This window comes from Leeuwenhoekiella obamensis (assembly GCF_055391795.1).
In genome coordinates this window covers 2,756,356-2,775,880 of sequence record NZ_AP029251.1, presented here as the reverse complement: position 1 = coordinate 2,775,880, position 19,525 = coordinate 2,756,356, and the positions used below count along the sequence as shown (strand labels likewise).

Genomic DNA, 19,525 nt, shown 5'->3' with positions numbered 1-19,525 from the left:
GGAGGATTTTTATTGAAATTTCAAGAGATACATAGAGTTAAAACAATCTCTAAAAAAGAGTTTGTACGCGATTATTTGAAGCCACAACGTCCTGTTGTGATAGAGAATCTAATTGAAGATTGGCCTGCGTTTGATAAATGGGATCTGGATTACATCAAGCAAGTAGCTGGAGATAAAACAGTACCGTTGTATGATGACAGGCCGGTAACTCATGAAGATGGCTTTAATCAGGCTCATGCCAAAATGAAAATGGATGCGTATATCGATCTGCTAAAAAGTAAGCCAACGAACTTCAGGATTTTCTTGTATAACTTGATGAAAGAAGTTCCTTCTTTAAAGGAGGATTTTAAATTTCCTAAAGTTGGTTTACGCCTTATCAAGCAAATCCCGATGCTATTCTTTGGTGGAGAAGGAAGTAAGGTTTTTATGCATCATGATATAGACTGGGCAAACATTCTTCACTTTCATTTTCATGGTGAGAAGCAATGTATATTGTTTCCGCCATCGCAAACACCTAATCTTTACAAAGTACCACATTCACTTATAACACGAGAGGATATCGATTTTGATAATCCTGATTATGAGAAATTCCCGGTGCTTAAAAAAGCTGAAGGTTATATCACGCATTTAAAGCACGGTGAAACCTTGTACATGCCAGAAGGCTGGTGGCATTATATGAAGTATGTAACTCCCGGTTTCAGTATGAGTTTGCGTGCGCTTCCGCGAAAGCCTAAACATCTCGCTCAAGCAGTTTACAATGTATTTATCATGCGCTATTTTGATAACTTCATGCGCCGTCGCAAAGGTCAAGCGTGGATAGATGAGAAAAATGAGCGTGCTATTGCAGAGACTCACAAGCTTCATAGTATTTCCTAGACAATTTTATTTTTATTCTATTAATTGATTTTCAACCTATTAATTGGTAAAAAGTTTATGTTCAAATTTTTTATTTATAATTAGTCTAATTTAGCTTGTTTAGAAGTAGCTGACGTTCTATTTTTGCGCCTGTTTAAAATCATTCTAAATTGTTTTTAAGAAGGCAGCTTAAGGTTTATTTGATACTATTCACTTTGTTAAGTAGATTAGTAAGTGTGGCGCAGACACAAAAGACAGGTTCAGTAAGTGGTATTGTAACCTCTGAGAATTCAAATCTCGAAGGTGTAAATGTTATAATAAGAGCATTATCTGTAGGAACTGCCACTGATGCTTCAGGTTTCTTTCAGTTAAAGAATATTCCTCAAGGGAAATATACAATTGAGGTTTCTTCTTTAGGTTTTGTAAAACAAGAGAAGGATATTAATATAATTGCAGGAGAGAACCTTGAATTAAAAATTGAACTTGAGAATTCTTCCTATGAGATCGATGAGGTTCAATTAACAGGAAAGTCTAAGGTTCGTTTACTTAATGAACAGGCATATTCTGTAACTTCAGTTTCTACTAAAGATCTTTTAAATAGTACTGCAGATGCGCAGCAAGTGCTTGATCGAGTTCCTGGTGTAAGAATACTTCAAGATGCCGGATTAGGTTCTAACTATACCTTTTCACTAAATGGATTTAGTGGCAATCAAATCAAGTTTTTCCTTAACGGAATTCCCATGGATAGTTTTGGGTCGTCATTCAACCTTTCTAATATTCCGGTTAATTCTATTGAGCGTGTAGATGTTTATAATGGTGTTGTGCCTGTTTGGTTAGGTACAGATGCTTTGGGCGGAGCGGTGAATATCATCACAAATCAAAAAGATGATTATCTAGATGTTTCTTATTCTGTAGGATCTTTTAATACGCACAAAGCTTCAATTAATGGTGCGCATACAAACAATAAAACAGGTTTCACTGTACGTGGAAATCTAAACTATAATTATTCAGATAACAACTATGATGTTTTTGTAGACATCTTTGATAGCAATGGTAATCTGGAAGAAGAGAATGTAGAAGTTGAGCGTTTTCATGATGCGTATAGGTCAACAACTGCGCAGGTTGAAACTGGCTTTGTAGACAGGTCATTTGCAGATCAATTACTAATCGGAGTTCTTGTTTCTGGCGATGATAATGATGTGCAAACTGGCGCGACAATGGCCACTGTCTTTGGCGCCATTAAAACCGAAAGTTCTTCAGTGATCCCGACACTTAAATATAAAAAACAGAACTTGTTTGTGGAGGGTTTTGACGTAAGTCTAAACACCTCTTACAACATTACACAAACTAAAAATATTGACACGCTTACTGGTGTGCGATACAATTGGTATGGAGAAACGTATGCTACAAGTTCAGAATCAAATGGAGAGCAAGGGGAAGCCAATTTGCTAGAACTGGATGATCATGAATTCTCTACGCAACTTAATTTGAGTTATCTGGTAAATGAGAAGCATTCACTCTCATTTAATCATGCGTTTCAACATTTTAATAGAGATGAATACGATAGTGTAAATCTAGATCGCAATCAATATTTCTTCCCAAAATCGCTGGACAAGAATATATTTTCACTTTCGTATAAATATCAAATCAATAAAAACTGGACGGCAACCGTTTTTGTAAAAGCATACACACTTAATGTTGCTACAGCGGCGCAAGAAGATAATACTGTAGAGTCTACCGCTTCACGCGAAATAGAGAGCAGCGATGTGGGATACGGATTTGCAAGTTCTTACTTCTTATCGAAAGATCTTCAGGTAAAGGCCTCTTTTGAAAAAGCCTTTAGATTGCCTACGGCTCAGGAGTTTTTTGGAGATGGATTGGTGGTCCTGGCAAACCCTGATCTAAGACCAGAGCAAAGCAATAATTATAATATAGGAGCAAATTATAATTACACTATAGATAGCGCAAATTCGCTAGAAGTGGGTGGTACTTTTATCTACAGAGATACCAAAGATTTGATCTACAATATTGTGACGGTATCTGGGCCAACCACAACAAATGGTAACCTGACCGAAACAAGAGCTATAGGTGTGCAAGGAGCGCTTGCGTATCGATATAAAAATCTATTTAATTTATCTGCAAATGTAACTTATCAGGATATTACTGATCAAGCAGATTTGATCTACAATGACTATTCTGGTTATCAAGAGAACTTTAATAAAGGCGCTAGAATTCCTAATACTCCTTATCTATTTGGCGGTGCAACCGCTGGATTTAATTTTCAAGATGTAGGAGTAGATAATAGCCTGTTATTTTTCAATTACTATTACAGGTTTACGCAAGAATATTTCTTGTCTTCAGACAGGTTTGGAAGTCGTGATAGTAAGGCCATTATTCCGCAACAATCTTCGCATAGTGCAGAAATAGGTTACAGTCTAGAAAACGGAAAATACAACGTCTCCTTTGAGTGTAGAAACTTTACAAATGAGGCACTTTACGATAAGTTCAGGTTACAAAAACCGGGCAGAGCCTTTTATTTAAAACTCAGATATAATTTATAAAATCATAATAAATCCCTTACCATGAATACTAAAGCTTTAAGTTTTAAAAAAGTTTTTACTCTTTCCATATTTGCCACTTGCATGGCATTGTTCACTATCTCGTGTACTTCAGATGATGATGCTATTGATAATCCAGGCGAATCTGAAGATTTCGATCCATATGTGTTATCTCTTGCGATACAAGCGACAGATGGTAGCTTTTCTTACTATACTGTTACTTATGATGATATCATGTCTGGCACTTTAACTGCAGAAGGTCAAGGTATCGAGCAGCCAGGTTATTACGACTTCACAATGATCGATAATACGATTTATAGTATAGGAGGTCTTGATGATGATAATGTAGTAGCGATCAATAAAGATGAGGAGTCACAAACCTTGAAATTAACAGGAAATGTTTCTTTCCCTAATAGTCTTTCAGATCTTGTGAAGGCAGATGATAACACACTTGTTTCTGTTACAATGTCTGCAGCTTCAGATGTTGTTACTTTCCGTAAATTCAATCCTAGCACCGTGGCGGTTCTAGAAACTGTAGAAATTCAAGCGTCAGAATTAACAACAACTTTTGGTCCTGCCTATTCTGGTATGGTTGTAAGTGGCGATCACCTGTTTTTAAGCTATTATGTGTCTGATCCAAATACCTATGACACTCCATCTACAGACCAAGCTCAAGTTGCTGTATTTTCTTATCCAGAGCTAGCGCTCGAAAAAGTGATCACAGACGATCGTGTAGGTCCTATAGGTGGTTTTAATACAAAATCTGGATTAGTGAAGGATGCTGCTGGTAACGTATATGCGCTGTCGCATTCTAATCCTGCTAATGGTTACAGTCAATCTACAAGACCTAGCGGAGTTTTAAAGATCAAAAGCGGTGAGACAACATTTGATCAAGATTATTTCTTTGATATCGAGAATGTTTCAGGAGGCAATATTGTGTATTCACAATTTCTTGAAAACGGTAAGGCTTTCGCCGAAATTAACACAGAAGACAGAGCTTCTCAAGCAAGATGGAGTGATGGCCCGCTAGAGTCTGCAATCGTGGATTTTGAAAATCAAACAGTAGATTTTATAAGCGGTGTTCCTAGTCATGGTGGTGATGGTAGAAGAATGGCTGCCTTTGAAGAAGATAACAATTTTTACATCACTATCCCTGAAGATGGCGGAATCTATGTTTACCAGATCAACACGCAAAATCTAAGCGTAACAAAAGGAGCTAAAGTACAAGCGAGCTTCATCGCTGGTCTTTACAAACTATAAGAATTTAATTACTAGCCGGCACAGTTTGCATTATCGTGAACTGATGCTGGTTTTTTTATTTCGGTATGAAAGGCAATAAGAAAAAAAACAAAAAAAGTCTTCTAAGAAAATTTAGCGATTGGCTGCATTTGTGGCTTGGGCTTGTTTCTGGTATAGTGGTGTTTATTGTGAGCATTACTGGCTGTTTTTATGCTTTTCAACAAGAAATAAAAGATGCTATGGAGCCTTGGCGATTTGTTGAGGTTCAGGATAAAGCGTTTGTTCCGCCTTCTCAGATTCTTGATACGGCAAGTGAACACATGCCAGATCAAAAACCTACAGGATTAACGTATAGCAATAAAGAAGGCGCGGCAGCAGTTGGGTATAGTTCTTTTAATAACGGAAAGAGAAGTTTTACCGCAATATTTGTAAATCCCTATACGGGAGAATTCTTAAAGAAGCAACAGCTTCTAGGAGCGGGGAATTTTGATTTCTTCAGATTTATGATAGATGGGCACCGCGCGCTGTGGCTTCCTTATGAAATAGGAAGACCTATTGTAGGTGTTTGTACGCTTATATTTGTCGTTCTATTGATCACGGGATTGGTGATCTGGTGGCCAAAAAACCTAAAGAAAAGCAACGTTAATAAGAGCTTTAAAATTAAGTGGAAAGGAAGTTTTAAGCGTGTGAATTATGATTTGCACAATGTTCTGGGCTTCTACAGTCTTATTCTGGCTTTTGTGCTTGCTGTTACAGGATTAGTGTGGAGTTTTCAATGGTTTGGTGACGGACTGTATTACATTACATCTGGAGGAGAGAGTAAGCCAGAGCATCATCACCCACACTCAGATATTGCCAATAAGGGTTTAATAGAAAATGATACTATTTCTCCGTTAGATAAAGCTTGGTATAAAACCATTGAGCAAGAACCAGATGTACAAGGAATGTACATGACTCCCATAATAGCTGATGATGACGATCCTATTGAGATCGTCGCTTATCAAGATCATGGTTCTTTTTATAATAAAAATGAGTATTACTTTGATCGATACACTTTAGAGGAGTTAAGAATGAAAGGTGATCGATATTCTGAGGCAGATTTTGCAGACCAACTCTCAGCTTTAAATTATGATATGCATATTGGGGCGGTTTTCGGTTTTCCCGGTAAGCTTCTGGCCTTTTTTATAAGCTTGATCTGTGCAAGTTTGCCAGTTACTGGTTTTCTAGTATGGTGGAATAAAGGCCGAAAGCTTAAGCCTTAAAGCAGTTGCGCGAGATTGATTTTTACTTTATTATCAATGACTAGGTCTACGGGATAAGCTCTTTAGCTTTCTCATAGATCCAATCACTGGGCCAGCCGCGGTAAAGCAAGTAGTCAGCTAGTTTCTTGCGCTTTTTGTATTTGTTAGGCTCTTTGTTTATCTGTGCGAGTCGCTTTCGCGAAAGCGTATCAAAAACCTCATAATATTTCTTGTCTTCAATCTCTGTGAGTGCGGCGTCTATATTGAATTTTGAGATGTCTCGCATTTTGAGTTCGCGTATGATGCGATTTTTGCCCCATTGTTTTTGATTGAATTTACTACGGGCAAATGTGCGTGCAAAGCGCTCTTCGTTAAGGTAATTGTTTGTGAGGAGGTGATACAAGATTTGATCTACCGCTTCTGGGATCAAATTCATCTCTCGTAGCTTTTCTTCTACTTGTTTGTGGCAACGGTCTTCCATTGCGCAATAACGCTCTAGTCGTACTCTGGCTTCGTCTACTGTATAAGTGCGGTGTGGTTGTTGCATGAGCTGCAAAATTAAAACAAAAAAACCCCCACCGAATGCACGATGGGGGTTTCCTAATATTATCTAATCTCTTTACCGTCTTTATCTGTAAAACGGTATTCAAGATACGTGTAAGCATCTCTGGGCATTATTCGTACCCATTTTTTATGCTCCAGGAACCACTTGGAGCGTATAGATGGAAAGCCTTTCATTAAAAAGGCTGCTATAAAAGGATGCGTGTGTAACGTTATCTTTTTATAGTCTTTCTTTAATAGTTTGATAAGATCAGTCTGAATACGGTTTACAACACTGATAGGCGCTTCTATCTCGCCTTCTCCGTTAGGATTTTTCTCGCGTGTTTTAATATTCATTTCTGGTCTTACGCGTTGCCTTGTGATCTGGATGAGTCCAAATTTACTAGGCGGTAAAATTTTATGCTTAGCCCGATCATCGCTCATCTCTTCCCTAAGGTGGTTAAAGAGTTTTCTGCGATTTTCTGACTTGTTCATATCAATAAAGTCTATCACTATGATACCTCCCATATCCCTAAGCCTAAGCTGTCGGGCTATTTCAGTAGCTGCGATCATGTTAACCTCAAGAGCTGTTTCTTCTTGGCTTTTTGCCTTGTTACTGCGATTGCCACTATTCACATCTATTACGTGAAGGGCTTCTGTATGTTCTATAACAAGATAGGCGCCACGGCTCATTGAGACGGTTTTACCGAAGGAAGTCTTGATCTGTCGCTCTATACCGTATTTTTCAAATATAGGGATGTTGCTTTGGTAAAGCTTTACGATATTTTCTTTGTGTGGTGCAATTTCTTGCAGATAATCTTTTAGTTGATAATACAATGTCTCGTCATCTACACAAATTCCGGTAAAGGAGTCGTTAAAAATGTCTCTTAAAATAGAAGAGGCACGGTTCATTTCTCCTAATACTTTGCTTGGTAAATGGGCATTGTGAAGCTTTTTGCACATGGCGTTCCAGCGATCCTGTAAATTCTGAAGGTCACGATCCAGTTCTGCAACCTTTTTGCCTTCAGCAACAGTGCGTACGATAACGCCAAACCCTTTTGGGCGAATGCTTTGTACAAGTCTTTTAAGCCTTGCTTTTTCTTCACGAGATTCAATTTTTTGAGAAATCGAAATCCTGTCTGAAAAAGGTACAAGTACCACATAACGTCCAGCGATAGAAAGTTCGCTGCTTATACGCGGTCCTTTTGTACTAATAGGCTCTTTTACAACCTGTACTAAAATTGATTGGTTAGACTTAAGAACATCAGAGATTTTACCATTCTTATTGATGTCTTGGTCTTTAGGAAAGTCTTTAAGACTATAGTCCTTGAGTTTACCTGTGCTTACACGTTTTACAAATTTTAACAGGGTAGAGAGTTGCGGTCCTAGATCATGATAATGGAGAAATCCATCTTTTTCATAACCTACGTTCACAAACGCAGCATTAAGACCGGAAACGGTCTTACGTATTTTGGCAATAAAAATATCACCTACGCTAAATTTACTGTCTTCTTTATCCCTGTGTAGTTCAATTAATTTTCCATCCTTTAATAAGGCAAAATCAACGGACGTGGAACCAGATCTAATAATTAACTCGTTGTTCACGTTACGTTAAATTTATAGAGTAGATCTTCTACTGGTTAGGAGAAGATCACAAAGGATTAAACAATTTGTTTTTCACAGGTTTAATTGTGTAACGGTAGATATAAAAAATTACTGCCCTAAGGTATGTGGGCGATTTTTTAATATCCGGATGTCAAAGAACGTAAGATTTACTTCAAACAAGTAAAACAAAAAGAAAAAGTAGCCTAGACTACTTTTTCTTTTTGTGACGGTTCGCTCTACGTCTCTTTTTACGCTTATGCGTTGCTACCTTATGTCTTTTTCTTTTTTTACCACTTGGCATAAGTGCGTATTTTTAAGGATTAGTAATTTATTTGTCCTCAACGGCTACGTTAGACTTAACACCTTCTACAAAAACCTTAGCTGGTTTAAATGCAGGAATGTTGTGTGCAGGAATCTTGATCGTGGTATTTTTAGAAATGTTACGACCAGTTTTCTCAGCACGTGTTTTGATAATAAAGCTACCAAAACCTCTAAGGTAAACGTTGTCGCCGCTCTCAAGAGAGTTTTTTACTTCGCTCATGAAAGACTCAACAGTTGCCTGTACATCATTCTTTTCAATTCCAAGTTTCTCAGAAATCCTTGCAACGATATCTGCTTTTGTCATTACGTATTATTTTTAGGGGTTAAAAATTTTTAAGGGTGCAAATATAAGTATTAATAAATCAATTTTTCAAACGTAATCGATTAAAATATAAATACATAAACTCATATTTTCGAGAAATGGTATTTTCAACACATATTTTTTCTAAAAAACTCATTAACTGGTACTTAGAAAACAAGAGAAACCTGCCTTGGAGGCAAACACGTGACCCATATCGCATTTGGCTCTCAGAAATTATTTTACAACAAACGCGAGTAGAGCAAGGAAAACCGTATTATTTCAGCTTTACAGAGACATATCCTACTGTTTTTGATTTGGCTGCAGCCAAAGAAGACGAAGTAATGCGATTATGGCAAGGTTTAGGCTATTATAGTAGAGCAAGAAACCTGCACGCAACCGCAAAAATGGTAGCGTACGCGATGGATGGGAAGTTCCCTGACACCTATAAAGGTTTAAAACAACTTAAGGGCGTGGGCGATTACACCGCAAGCGCCATCGCATCTATTTGCTTTGACGAAGCGCAAGCTGTTGTAGATGGTAATGTGTATAGAGTGCTCTCGCGTATATATGGTATAGAAGAAGAGATAAATACCACCACGGGACAAAGGATCTTTAAAGAACTTGCTCAGAAGTTGATCGATAAGAAAGACCCTGCAACTTTCAATCAGGCGATAATGGAGTTTGGTGCGACGCATTGCAAACCTAAAAATCCATATTGTCTGCATTGTCCTTTCAACGAGAAGTGCGTTGCCCTGGCAACAAATAAGATTGATGAGTTACCTAAGAAAAAAGGAAAGATCAAAGTAAAAGACAGGTTTTTTCATTTTATGCTTTTCCGCGAAAGCGATAAGATCGCCCTGATGCGTCGCGAGGGAAAAGGCATTTGGCATGGTTTGTATCAATTTCCGTTGCTGGAGCTTGATAAAAATATGCCCGAAGAAAATGTAGTACAACATATTGAGGCTAGTGTTTTAAATGGTGATCTCTCTAGATTTATTTTCGCTTTAAGCGAAAAGGCCGCCGAAACGCCTGCTCCATATATTAAGAAGCTTAACGAAACGCCTGTGCTGCACAAGCTCTCGCATCAAAATCTGTATATTGATTTTTATGAGATGCAAGTTGAGCAAATTGATCCAAAATTTGCTGTAGCGATCGAAGCGCTTGATTCTTATGCGCTTCCTCGTGCGATAGACCGTTTCTTAGAAAAGTATAAGTTTTAGGTCTGACGGATTTTAATTACTTTTGATTTAAAATTTAAAGAAAGAGTTCAATGTCTGGTACGTTAAATAAAGTGATGCTAATAGGGCATACGGGAGATGAGGTGAAGATGCATTATTTTGAAGGAGGTGGTTGTATAGGCCGTTTTCCTGTGGCGACAAACGAGACATATACTAATAGGACTACAGGCGAGCGCGTATCTAATACAGAGTGGCACAATATTGTGGTGCGTAACAAAGGCGCTGAGATCTGTGAGAAATATTTAAAGAAAGGCGATAAAGTTTATATAGAAGGAAGAATTAAAACACGCAAATGGCAAGACGATTCTGGTAATGAGCGTTACAGTACAGAGATACAATGTACAGATTTTACCTTCTTAACGCCTAAAGAGCAAACTGGTCAATCTATGCCGGGAGCGAGCCAAGCTCAACCTGTGCAGCATCAGCAACCACAGGCTTCAAGGCCGGTGCAACAGCAAAGCAGTGAACCTGCAAGCAGCTATGAAGATGATGACGATTTGCCATTTTAATACAAATAATCTAACTCAATTATAAAGATTGGATCCTGACCCTTCCAGTTTACTTTTAATAGAAAACAGTTTTTCTGTGGCGACAATCCTTGGGTTGATCGCCGTTTTGGTTTTATTAGTCTGTTCTGCGCTTATTAGTGGTACAGAGGTGGCTTTCTTTTCACTTACACCAGCAGATCTTGAACTAGATCCAGAAAAACAATCCAGAAAACAAGCTATTGTAATTCGTTTGCTCGAGAAGCCAAAAAAGCTTCTCGCAACCATACTTGTAGCTAATAACTTTATCAATATCGCGATCGTTTTGATCTTCTCTAGCGTGAGTGATGTATTCTTCTCTGGTCTTGAAGAGATCAAGATCTGGGTTACAGATTTGCGTTTCTTGTTAGAAGTTGTTGCAGTAACATTCTTGATATTGATGTTTGGCGAAATTTTACCTAAGGTTTATGCGAGTCGTAACAAAGAGTCATTCTCTAATATGATGGCATATCCCATGGCTGTGCTAGATTTTATTTTTGCGCCTATAAGTATGCCTATGCGCTCAGTTACGCTCTTTGTGCATAATAGATTTGGTAAACAAAAAGGAAACATCAGTGTTGATCAGCTTTCGCAAGCTTTAGAGCTTACAAGTGAAGAAGACACCTCTATAGAAGAGCAAAAGATCCTACAAGGTATTGTGAGCTTTGGTAATACAGACACAAAGCAGGTGATGAAGCCGCGTATGGATATTTTTGCTTTGAATGAAGATTGGCCTTTCGGCGAAATAATCCCTCTTATTGTTGAGAATGGCTATTCTAGAGTGCCTGTTTACAAAGAGAATGTAGACAACATCAGCGGTATTCTTTATGTGAAAGATCTACTGCCACATATTGATGAAACAGACTTTAATTGGACTGCACTTTTGCGCGACGCATACTTTGTGCCTGAAAATAAAAAGCTAGATGATCTTCTTACCGAGTTTAAGAACAAAAGAAATCACCTGGCGATTGTTGTTGATGAGTACGGTGGTACCAGCGGCTTGATCTCTCTTGAAGATATTATTGAGGAGATCGTGGGAGACATAAGCGATGAGTTTGATGATGAAGATATCGTGTTCTCTAAGTTAGACGATAACAACTACGTTTTTGAAGGTAAAACATCGTTGAAGGATTTTTACCGTGTGATCAAGTTAGAAGATCCTACCGAGTTTGAAGAAAACAAAGGCGAAGCTGAAACACTTGCTGGTTTCTTGCTTGAGGTTGCTAAAGGCTTCCCACGTAAGAACGAAATAATAAACTTTAATCAATACTCGTTTACCATTGAAGCTATTGATCGCAAGCGTATAAAGCAGATCAAGCTTACCATTGGCGATTAAAGCCGTCGCAAAATCTTCCTGTTTTGAGAATTAAAATTTTACTTGTTGCTCTTGTTTTAGGTTTTGCTGTTTCTTGTGGAGATGAAACTTTGCCAAAGCCTGCTGCCCAACTTGCATTACAGTATAAAACGCCTGCATACAAGGCGTGGAGTTATGGTGGTTGTCCTTACACTTTTATGAAAAATACAGATGCGCGAGTAGAATATGATGGTAACTGCTCAGCTATTTTGCATTACCCTAAAATGAACGGCGCTTTATATTTAACCTATCGCCCTGTAGAAGGTAATTTGCGACAATTATTAGGCGATGCGCAGAAGTTAACATACGAGCATGTGATCAAAGCAGATGAGATTTTCAATCAGCCGTATGTGGATGAAATGAACGGTGTTTATGGTATGTTCTATGATGTTTCTGGTAATGCGGCTTCTCAATCTCAATTCTACGTTACAGATAGTTTAAATAACTTTCTTACGGGTTCTATCTATTTCAATACAGAGCCTAATTACGACAGTATTCTTCCGGCGGCAGCCTATTTAAAAAAAGATATTAAGCGCATTCTTGAGACGTTACGCTGGCGCGAAAAGAAATAAAAAAGGACTCCCAGAGGAGCCCTTTTCGTGTTAAACGTAATAAAGAAATATCTACTCAAAATCTGAAGCTGATAGCTCAGGATTGATCTCGATTTTTGAAACGTTGAAGTCAAAATTCTGCGGCCCGAAACTTTGGCTGATCGTAAATGGAAATTTGATTCCCTCTACTTCTTGATAGTTGCTAAAGTTTGTAACCTGCTCTATAGATTGCGGTCCCATGTTGATAACAGCTTTCTTTCTCAATTTTAGGCCTGTTTCTATGTCAAAATAAAGTGTTTCGCCATTTGCCATGTCAACAACATATGCTGGTTTACCGTCTACTTTTTCTGCGCCTACAAGCTTAACTTCAGGATTTTCTACCTGCGCTAATTCTGGGAAGGGTACAGAAGCAGCTTTAAGTCTGTCGTATTGCTCACCTTGCACTGGTATTTTTTGTCCTTGCTGAACCGCAAAAGCATTATCACCATTAAGTACTTGCTTGCTCATTACATTACCAGCCATTGCTAGCGTTTGTAAAAACTTATTGTCTGTAGTGTTTACCATTACCAGCTCAAGTGATTGCCCTTGTATTGATGCGCTTGCCTCCATTGAGACTGCATTTACATTCTCAAGATTACCTACGCCGCCTATTGCTTCTAGGTAATTTGCTAGAACTTTAAACGAGTTCATTCCTTCTGGGATCTCGATCTTGTATTCTGGTCTTGGTACATCGTTACCTTGCTTATCAAAGTAATTTACAGGAATCGTTTTGCCGTTAAAGTTTACTTTTTCAAGATTATCAAGAACCTCGCTGCCTTTACCAGCAACAATAATTCTTGCGTTATCTACCATAAAGTATTTTTTAGCAACACGCTGTACATCTTCAATAGTTACTGCTTCTAGCTTAGTAAGATAATCTTTGTAAAAATCATCATCTAGATTCTCGGTTTCAATGTTAAGAGCAAAAGTCGCAAGCGTTGATTGTTGCTCTAATGATCTTACAAATGAGCCAGTATATTTCGCTTTAGCGTTCTTAAGATCTTCTTTGCTTACAGGTTTGTCTCTAAAGTTTTTGATCTCGTCAAGAAATGCCACAACAGCGCTATCTGTCACTTCGTTTCTTACACTCGCTGAGGCGCGAAAAGTTGTCGCCCCGTATTTATCGTTACCTATTGAAGAGTATGCGCCATACGTGTAGCCTTTGTCTTCACGCAGATTTAGGAAAAGTCTCCCTTCGCCACCGCCACCTAAGATTTGGTTTGCAATGATCACTGGGAAGTAGTCTGCATCTTTCATCTTAAGATCTACTAGATTGAGCACAATGATCTCTGATTGTACCGCGTTAGGCATGTCTACAAAGTCAATCTCTGTATCAGCAACATTCTCTGGAGTAGCGTTTGTGTTTTTAAGCGCAGCGCCTTCCTTCCAGTCGCCAAAGTATTTCTTAACCTGCTTTTTTACATCTTTATATTTTACATCACCTATTACAACTAAGTAAGCATTATTCGGGATGAACACTTTTTTGTAAAACTGCTGCATGTCTTGCATTGTAACTTTTTCAAGTTTTTCAGCAGTAAGAATTTCTCCTTTAGAGTTGTTTTCGCCATAAGCGAGAACATTAGCCAACTTTGAAGCGGCTTGTCCTACGTTTTTCTCGTTGCTTTTAAGATTCTCAAGAATGATATTTTTTTCTTTGTCAAATTCTTTTTGCGAGAAATTAGGATGTAACGCAGCATCTGCCATTAATTGGATGATGCGTTCGCTGTATTTTGATAATCCATTTGCAAATGCGCTAGAAGAACCAAAATTTATAGAAGCTCCCATATAATCTACTTCTTCATAAAATGCGTCTTTGTCAATAGATTTAGAACCTTTGCCAAGCATGCTGCTCAACATATCAGAAACTCCAATGGCGTCACCTTCTTTTACTGGTGGATTATCTGTTTGTAGTGAATAAACCACACGTGGTAGTTTGTGATCTTCTACAACAATTACCTGCAGGCCATTGCTTAGGTCAAAGGTGCGTGGCTCTTGAATATTTATTTCGGGGGCTGGTCCTGCTGTAGGCTGCACAGATCTATCTACTTGTGCAACTGCAGTAAGCCCGGTGAGTAATAGTAAGCTTAATATTAATTTTTTCATTGCTGAATTTTTTTACTGTTGTTCTTTTGGTAGATATTCTAAAGTAAGTCGTTGACTAGGCTTTAGGTATTTTTTTGCTACTTCTTGAATTTCTTCTCTTGTAATGGTTCTGTAAATTTCAATTTCAGAATTTATAAGATCTGTATTGTCATATAGCATGTAATATCTCGCAAGCGAATTTGCTATTCCTGAGATGCTAGAGTTGCTGTTTACAAAATCAGTTTCAGCGTTGTTTTGTAGTTTTTTAAAATCTCTTTCAGAAATTAATTCTGTGCGTAGTTTTTCAATTTCGGCCTCAATTTCTGTAGAAAGTGTTTCAAGAGAAGTTTCGCCAAGAGGCAATGAGAAAATAAGATACATCCCATAATCTTCCTGCTCTAAGTTAAAAGCTCCAACTTGAGCTGCAAGTTTTTTGGTGTCAACTAACTTCTTATAAAGCACAGAGCTTTTACCGCTGCTTAAATACGTGCTGATCATGTTTAGCACATAAGCGTCGCGCTCGCCATAGCCTGGCGTTCTGTATGCTGTGATATTTGCTGGCAATTGTATGTTTGCGTCATACGCCTTTGCCGTGCGCTCTGCTGTGATAGGAGATTCGGAAGGGTAAGATCTTGTGATCTCTTTTCCTTTTGGGATGTCTCCAAAATAATCCTTGATCAAATCCTTAGTCTCGTCAATTTCAATATCTCCTGCAACAACAAGCACTGCGTTGTTAGGAACATAATATTTATTGAAATAATCTTTGAATTCGTCAAGAGTTGCAGCGTCCAGATCTTCCATGTAGCCTACATTGGGATCTTTGTACGGGTGATTGTCAAAGAGGTTTTCGCTTATAGCGAAAATCATTTGCCCATAAGGTGAGTTGTCATAACGCATGCGGCGCTCTTCTTTTACAACTTCGTTTTGTGTGTCTACACCACCTTGCTCAATTACCGGGTGAAGCATACGCTCAGACTCCATCCATAGGCCAAGTTCTAAATTATTACTCGGGAAAACTTCATAATAATAGGTACGGTCTTGTGAAGTGTTTGCATTGTTTGTCCCGCCGTTAGAACTTACTATCTCAAACCATTTACCGTTTTCAATGTTTTCTGTTCCTTCAAAAAGGAGGTGTTCAAAAAAGTGAGCAAAACCTGTTCTTCCTTCTTCACGGTCTTTACCGCCCACATGATACATTACCGATGTTGTCACCACGGGAGCTGCATTGTCTTTGTGAAGGATAACGTGAAGACCGTTGTCCAGATCATACTCTTCATAATCTACCTGTTGCGCAGTGGCGCCAAGGGAACAGGTAAATAAAGCGAAAGCTAAAATTTTTCTCTTCATTTAATATGGTTTTTAATATTCTGGTAAGTGTGCGAAATCTGTAATTTGTTACAGGCTATCCCGCTAATTTTTGTAAAAATAATTAGTAAATATTGCAAAAATCGTTAAAAATTCAACTTTATAATGCGTTGCAACATCAACTTTAACAGTGCCTTAAGTTGGTTCAAGAGGTTAATTCTCGAACTTTATGAGATAACATTTTAAAAACCCCCGAAGATATGCCTAAGATAACATTGCCCTTACGATACGGAATTGCAATAGCCGCAGGCTTAATTGCATACTTCCTTTTTTTAGCACTATTCAAGTTGCATACTAATCCGCTGTTTAGTCTTGCAAATGGACTTATAACTGGTTACGGTATTTATGAAGCTATCAAGCATTATAAATTAAAGAAAATAGGAGAGATGGATTATGGTGACGGTTTCTCAGTAGGCGTCGTTACTGGTTTTATAGCAACACTTCTTTTTACAGCCTTTTTTGCTTTATACGCTGGTAATATTAATCCTGAGTATATAAATAAGCTGATCACGAGTTGGTCTACCACTTATAAAACTGGTATAGGAACAGTGATTTTTATGGTTGCTTTAATGGGATTCTCAACCTCAGTGGTTCTAACGCTTTCGTTTATGCAACTCTTTAAAAGAAGCTGGAATACCCGCAACACAAAGAAAGAAATGAAGCAGCGTCAGGAAAACATAGGTAAAACTGCGCCGCAACATTCTTAAAACTAATTTTCTATATAGTTGTATATTAGCATTTAATAATGTTTGTATTTTATTGAAATAGGTGTATATTTGCGCCCGCTTAAGCGAGAAGCTTTTGCGCCTTTTAAAAACATTATTTTTTTAACAACAACGCTATGTACGCAATTGTAGAGATAGCAGGGCAGCAATTTAAAGTTGCAAAAGACCAAAAGATCTACGTTAACCGTCTTGCAGAAGATGAAGGAGCTGAAGTAAGCTTTGACAAAGTTCTTCTTACAGGAGATGGAGATAACGTAACTCTTGGCGCCCCGGCTATAGAAGGAGCACTAGTAGGTGCCAAGGTGGTAAAACATCTTAAAGGAGATAAAGTAATTATCTTCAAAAAGAAAAGACGTAAAGGTTACAAGAAGAAAAACGGTCACAGACAGTACCTTACTCAACTTGAGATTCTTGACATCACTCTTGATGGTAAAAAATCTAGCAAAAAAGCTGAGTCTAAGAAAGCTGAACCTGCAAAAGAAGCAAAGGCTGAGCCTGCAGCTTCAGAAGACCTAAGTTCACACACTGTTGCAGAACTTAGAGAAATGGCCAAAGAAAGAGGTCTTGAGGGATACTCTTCAATGAAAAAAGCTGAATTAATTGAGTTACTAAGCAAATAAGAGCTCACAAAACTTTATATCATGGCACACAAAAAAGGAGTAGGTAGTTCGAAGAACGGTAGAGAATCAGAATCGAAACGACTTGGTGTTAAGATCTTTGGTGGACAAGAAGCCATCGCTGGTAACATCATCGTAAGACAAAGAGGAAATACACACCATCCAGGTGAGAATGTATATGGTGGTAAAGACCACACGCTTCACGCTAAAGTAGACGGTACAGTTAAGTTTACTAAAAAAGCTGGCGGTAAATCTTTCGTTTCGATCGTACCTAAAGCAGAGGCTTAATCAGTTAAGTTCTTTGTTTCAAGATAAAAAAAGCTCTTCAGGATTCTGGAGAGCTTTTTTATTTGTGATAACCTAGAGTTAAGGCAACTCCTACGCCTAATGAAGAATATTTTGAAGCTGCTCCAAATATTTTTGCCCTCATACCTATGCCAAATTTATCTGGCTTGCGCATAAAAAGGTCAAATGAAGCTTCAAATGGGATTGTAAAATAAGCTTCATACGTTCTATAATTATTGTCTTCTGTATAGATGTAGTCATAAAAAAATCCTACTCCAGGTCCTGCCGCAATTGTCCATGATTTGTTGTCGTTTACAAACCTTTTACCGTAAACTAAACCTGATACATTATTTACGTGATCTAGATTGATCGTGAAATAAGGTAAAATTACAAACGGCGCTGCAACAGCTGCCTCGCCTTGTACTCCGATATTGGTCGTATTAAAATAGCGTAGGCCTATTAGATCACTTTTCTTAAAATTATAATTGAGCCCAGCACCCACTGAAATTCCGCCACCGTTACCAAATTGTATTGCAGATGGCATTAGCTCTAAATAAAGTACAGGGTATTTGTCTTTTTTATTTTGGCTTAAAGCCAAAAAACTATAAAGTGAAAAAAGGATTAGTAATCGATATCTCATATTCTATAAGATGAAGGCTATAGCAAATGGTTGCGCGAAAGTGGTGAAATAAAAAAGCCCCGCAATTTGCGAGGCTTCTTAATCTATAGAAACAGATTTCTTAGTATCTGTAGTATTCTGGCTTAAATGGGCCTTCAACTTCAACGCCAATGTATGCCGCTTGTTCTTGATCTAGCTTTGTTAACTCAACGCCTATTTTCTCAAGGTGTAGAGCAGCTACTTTCTCATCAAGATGCTTAGGAAGCATATAAACCTTGTTCTCGTACTGATCTGTATTGTTCCAAAGTTCAATTTGTGCAAGCGTCTGGTTTGTGAATGAGTTACTCATTACAAAACTAGGGTGACCTGTAGCACAACCTAGGTTTACAAGACGACCTTCAGCAAGAAGAATAATGTCTTTGCCATTCACAGTATACTTGTCTACTTGTGGTTTGATCTCAACTTTAGAATCACCAAAGTTCTCGTTTAACCATGCAACTTGAATTTCGTTATCAAAGTGGCCTATGTTACAAACGATGGTTTTGTCTTTCATCGCTTCAAAGTGCTCACCGCGCACGATATCTTTATTTCCTGTAGTTGTGATCACGATATCTGCTTTCTCAACCAAAGTTTCAAGACGTTTTACCTCAAAACCGTCCATTGCAGCTTGTAGTGCACAAATTGGGTCAATTTCAGTCACAGTAACAATAGAACCCGCACCACGGAAAGATGCAGCGGTACCTTTACCTACATCTCCATAACCGCAAACAACAACGCGTTTACCAGCGAGCATCACATCTGTAGCACGACGTATCGCATCAACAGCGCTTTCGCGACAGCCAAATTTATTATCAAACTTAGACTTAGTCACACTATCATTAACGTTGATCGCAGGCATAGGAAGTGTTCCATTTTTCATGCGCTCATAAAGACGGTGTACACCAGTTGTAGTTTCTTCAGATAGGCCTTTTACACCCTTAGCAAGCTCTGGGTATTTGTCAAGAACCATATTTGTAAGATCACCACCATCATCAAGGATCATGTTAAGTGGTTCACGGCTTTCGCCAAAGAAAAGCGTTTGCTCGATACACCAGTCAAACTCTTCTTCGTTCATACCCTTCCAGGCATAAACTGGGATTCCTGCAGCGGCGATCGCAGCAGCAGCATGATCTTGAGTAGAGAAGATGTTGCAAGAACTCCAAGTAACATCTGCACCTAGCGCAACAAGGGTTTCAATTAAAACCGCTGTTTGAATGGTCATGTGTAAACATCCAGCGATGCGTGCACCTTTAAGGGGTTGCTCTTTTCCATACTCTTCGCGCAAGGCCATAAGCCCTGGCATTTCAGCCTCTGCAAGCTCTATTTCTCTTCTTCCGTATTCAGCAAGAGCGATGTCTCTAACTTTATATGGTACGTAAGGCAATGTTTCTGTTGACATATTGCTATCTTTACAATTCTTGATTTTG

18 protein-coding genes are annotated in these 19,525 nt (G+C 38.3%); 11 read left to right on the top strand and 7 right to left on the bottom strand.

Annotation, left to right across the window (positions count from 1 at the left end; genetic code table 11):
- The first annotated feature begins 12 nt into the window (after positions 1–12).
- The 4 genes from ACZ5L8_RS12300 (at position 13) to ACZ5L8_RS12285 (ending at position 5,914) form a co-directional block, all read left to right on the top strand.
- A complete protein-coding gene (locus ACZ5L8_RS12300; RefSeq protein ID WP_464437917.1) occupies positions 13–876 on the top strand; it encodes a cupin-like domain-containing protein in 864 nt (287 codons plus the stop codon).
- A 215-nt stretch (positions 877–1,091) separates the two neighbouring features.
- Positions 1,092–3,416 (top strand): TonB-dependent receptor, encoded by a 2,325-nt coding sequence (locus tag ACZ5L8_RS12295; RefSeq protein ID WP_464437916.1) that lies wholly within the window; start codon positions 1,092–1,094, stop codon positions 3,414–3,416.
- Between the two features lie 21 nt (positions 3,417–3,437).
- On the top strand, positions 3,438–4,673 hold the full coding sequence (locus ACZ5L8_RS12290; protein ID WP_464437915.1) for a DUF4374 domain-containing protein: 1,236 nt from the start codon (positions 3,438–3,440) through the stop codon (positions 4,671–4,673).
- A 65-nt stretch (positions 4,674–4,738) separates the two neighbouring features.
- Positions 4,739–5,914 carry a PepSY-associated TM helix domain-containing protein gene (locus tag ACZ5L8_RS12285; RefSeq protein WP_464437914.1) on the top strand — a complete coding sequence of 392 codons (1,176 nt, stop codon included), beginning with the start codon at positions 4,739–4,741 and terminating at the stop codon, positions 5,912–5,914.
- Between the two features lie 46 nt (positions 5,915–5,960).
- On the opposite strand, the gene ACZ5L8_RS12280 is transcribed toward ACZ5L8_RS12285, so the two are convergent.
- The 3 genes from ACZ5L8_RS12280 to ACZ5L8_RS12270 all read right to left on the bottom strand — a co-directional run bounded on the left by ACZ5L8_RS12280 (position 5,961) and on the right by ACZ5L8_RS12270 (position 8,663).
- A complete protein-coding gene (locus ACZ5L8_RS12280) occupies positions 5,961–6,440 on the bottom strand; it encodes a regulatory protein RecX (RefSeq protein ID WP_464437912.1) in 480 nt (159 codons plus the stop codon).
- A 59-nt stretch (positions 6,441–6,499) separates the two neighbouring features.
- On the bottom strand, positions 6,500–8,038 hold the full coding sequence (locus ACZ5L8_RS12275) for an Rne/Rng family ribonuclease (RefSeq protein ID WP_464437911.1): 1,539 nt from the start codon (positions 8,036–8,038) through the stop codon (positions 6,500–6,502).
- Between the two features lie 328 nt (positions 8,039–8,366).
- Positions 8,367–8,663 (bottom strand): HU family DNA-binding protein, encoded by a 297-nt coding sequence (locus ACZ5L8_RS12270; protein WP_462600360.1) that lies wholly within the window; start codon positions 8,661–8,663, stop codon positions 8,367–8,369.
- Positions 8,664–8,779: 116 nt separating this feature from the next.
- On the opposite strand from ACZ5L8_RS12270, the gene mutY reads away from it, so the two are divergent.
- Genes mutY through gldD form a run of 4 tightly spaced genes read left to right on the top strand, consistent with a single transcriptional unit; the run spans position 8,780 to position 12,348 of the window.
- A complete protein-coding gene (mutY, locus tag ACZ5L8_RS12265; protein WP_464437910.1) occupies positions 8,780–9,880 on the top strand; it encodes an A/G-specific adenine glycosylase in 1,101 nt (366 codons plus the stop codon).
- Positions 9,881–9,930: 50 nt separating this feature from the next.
- Positions 9,931–10,407 (top strand): single-stranded DNA-binding protein, encoded by a 477-nt coding sequence (locus ACZ5L8_RS12260; RefSeq protein WP_464437908.1) that lies wholly within the window; start codon positions 9,931–9,933, stop codon positions 10,405–10,407.
- 28 nt (positions 10,408–10,435) lie between these two features.
- Positions 10,436–11,758: a gliding motility-associated protein GldE gene (locus tag ACZ5L8_RS12255; protein ID WP_464437906.1), complete on the top strand. Its 1,323-nt coding sequence runs from the start codon at positions 10,436–10,438 to the stop codon at positions 11,756–11,758.
- A 23-nt stretch (positions 11,759–11,781) separates the two neighbouring features.
- Complete coding sequence (gene gldD, locus ACZ5L8_RS12250; protein WP_464437904.1) at positions 11,782–12,348, top strand: gliding motility lipoprotein GldD; 567 nt, start codon at positions 11,782–11,784, stop codon at positions 12,346–12,348.
- 51 nt (positions 12,349–12,399) lie between these two features.
- Here gldD and ACZ5L8_RS12245 read toward each other — a convergent pair whose 3' ends face one another.
- Together ACZ5L8_RS12245 and ACZ5L8_RS12240 are read right to left on the bottom strand one after the other, a co-directional pair.
- Positions 12,400–14,469: a M16 family metallopeptidase gene (locus ACZ5L8_RS12245; protein WP_464437901.1), complete on the bottom strand. Its 2,070-nt coding sequence runs from the start codon at positions 14,467–14,469 to the stop codon at positions 12,400–12,402.
- A gap of 12 nt (positions 14,470–14,481) precedes the next feature.
- A complete protein-coding gene (locus ACZ5L8_RS12240; RefSeq protein ID WP_464437899.1) occupies positions 14,482–15,795 on the bottom strand; it encodes a M16 family metallopeptidase in 1,314 nt (437 codons plus the stop codon).
- Positions 15,796–16,013: 218 nt separating this feature from the next.
- Here ACZ5L8_RS12240 and ACZ5L8_RS12235 point away from each other — a divergent pair, with 218 nt between their 5' ends.
- The 3 genes from ACZ5L8_RS12235 to rpmA all read left to right on the top strand — a co-directional run bounded on the left by ACZ5L8_RS12235 (position 16,014) and on the right by rpmA (position 17,443).
- A complete protein-coding gene (locus ACZ5L8_RS12235) occupies positions 16,014–16,520 on the top strand; it encodes a DUF4199 domain-containing protein (protein ID WP_464437896.1) in 507 nt (168 codons plus the stop codon).
- A gap of 134 nt (positions 16,521–16,654) precedes the next feature.
- Positions 16,655–17,158 carry a 50S ribosomal protein L21 gene (rplU, locus tag ACZ5L8_RS12230; RefSeq protein ID WP_464437894.1) on the top strand — a complete coding sequence of 168 codons (504 nt, stop codon included), beginning with the start codon at positions 16,655–16,657 and terminating at the stop codon, positions 17,156–17,158.
- A 21-nt stretch (positions 17,159–17,179) separates the two neighbouring features.
- Entirely contained in the window at positions 17,180–17,443 is a 264-nt protein-coding gene (rpmA, locus tag ACZ5L8_RS12225; protein WP_462600369.1) for a 50S ribosomal protein L27, read from the top strand.
- Between the two features lie 58 nt (positions 17,444–17,501).
- On the opposite strand, the gene ACZ5L8_RS12220 is transcribed toward rpmA, so the two are convergent.
- Positions 17,502–18,080, bottom strand: a complete 579-nt coding sequence (locus ACZ5L8_RS12220) for a hypothetical protein (RefSeq protein WP_464437891.1) — start codon at positions 18,078–18,080, stop codon at positions 17,502–17,504.
- A gap of 100 nt (positions 18,081–18,180) precedes the next feature.
- Entirely contained in the window at positions 18,181–19,497 is a 1,317-nt protein-coding gene (gene ahcY / locus ACZ5L8_RS12215; protein ID WP_464437889.1) for an adenosylhomocysteinase, read from the bottom strand.
- Positions 19,498–19,525 lie beyond the last annotated feature (28 nt).

Coding starts and splice junctions, on each gene's coding strand:
- ACZ5L8_RS12290 (WP_464437915.1), top strand. CDS start 3,438: ATGAATACTAAAGCTTTAAGTTTTAAAAAAGTTTTTACTCTTTCCATA.
- ACZ5L8_RS12285 (WP_464437914.1), top strand. CDS start 4,739: ATGAAAGGCAATAAGAAAAAAAACAAAAAAAGTCTTCTAAGAAAATTT.
- ACZ5L8_RS12280 (WP_464437912.1), bottom strand. CDS start 6,440: ATGCAACAACCACACCGCACTTATACAGTAGACGAAGCCAGAGTACGA.
- ACZ5L8_RS12270 (WP_462600360.1), bottom strand. CDS start 8,663: ATGACAAAAGCAGATATCGTTGCAAGGATTTCTGAGAAACTTGGAATT.
- mutY (WP_464437910.1), top strand. CDS start 8,780: ATGGTATTTTCAACACATATTTTTTCTAAAAAACTCATTAACTGGTAC.
- ACZ5L8_RS12260 (WP_464437908.1), top strand. CDS start 9,931: ATGTCTGGTACGTTAAATAAAGTGATGCTAATAGGGCATACGGGAGAT.
- ACZ5L8_RS12245 (WP_464437901.1), bottom strand. CDS start 14,469: ATGAAAAAATTAATATTAAGCTTACTATTACTCACCGGGCTTACTGCA.
- ACZ5L8_RS12240 (WP_464437899.1), bottom strand. CDS start 15,795: ATGAAGAGAAAAATTTTAGCTTTCGCTTTATTTACCTGTTCCCTTGGC.
- ACZ5L8_RS12235 (WP_464437896.1), top strand. CDS start 16,014: ATGCCTAAGATAACATTGCCCTTACGATACGGAATTGCAATAGCCGCA.
- rplU (WP_464437894.1), top strand. CDS start 16,655: ATGTACGCAATTGTAGAGATAGCAGGGCAGCAATTTAAAGTTGCAAAA.
- rpmA (WP_462600369.1), top strand. CDS start 17,180: ATGGCACACAAAAAAGGAGTAGGTAGTTCGAAGAACGGTAGAGAATCA.
- ACZ5L8_RS12220 (WP_464437891.1), bottom strand. CDS start 18,080: ATGAGATATCGATTACTAATCCTTTTTTCACTTTATAGTTTTTTGGCT.
- ahcY (WP_464437889.1), bottom strand. CDS start 19,497: ATGTCAACAGAAACATTGCCTTACGTACCATATAAAGTTAGAGACATC.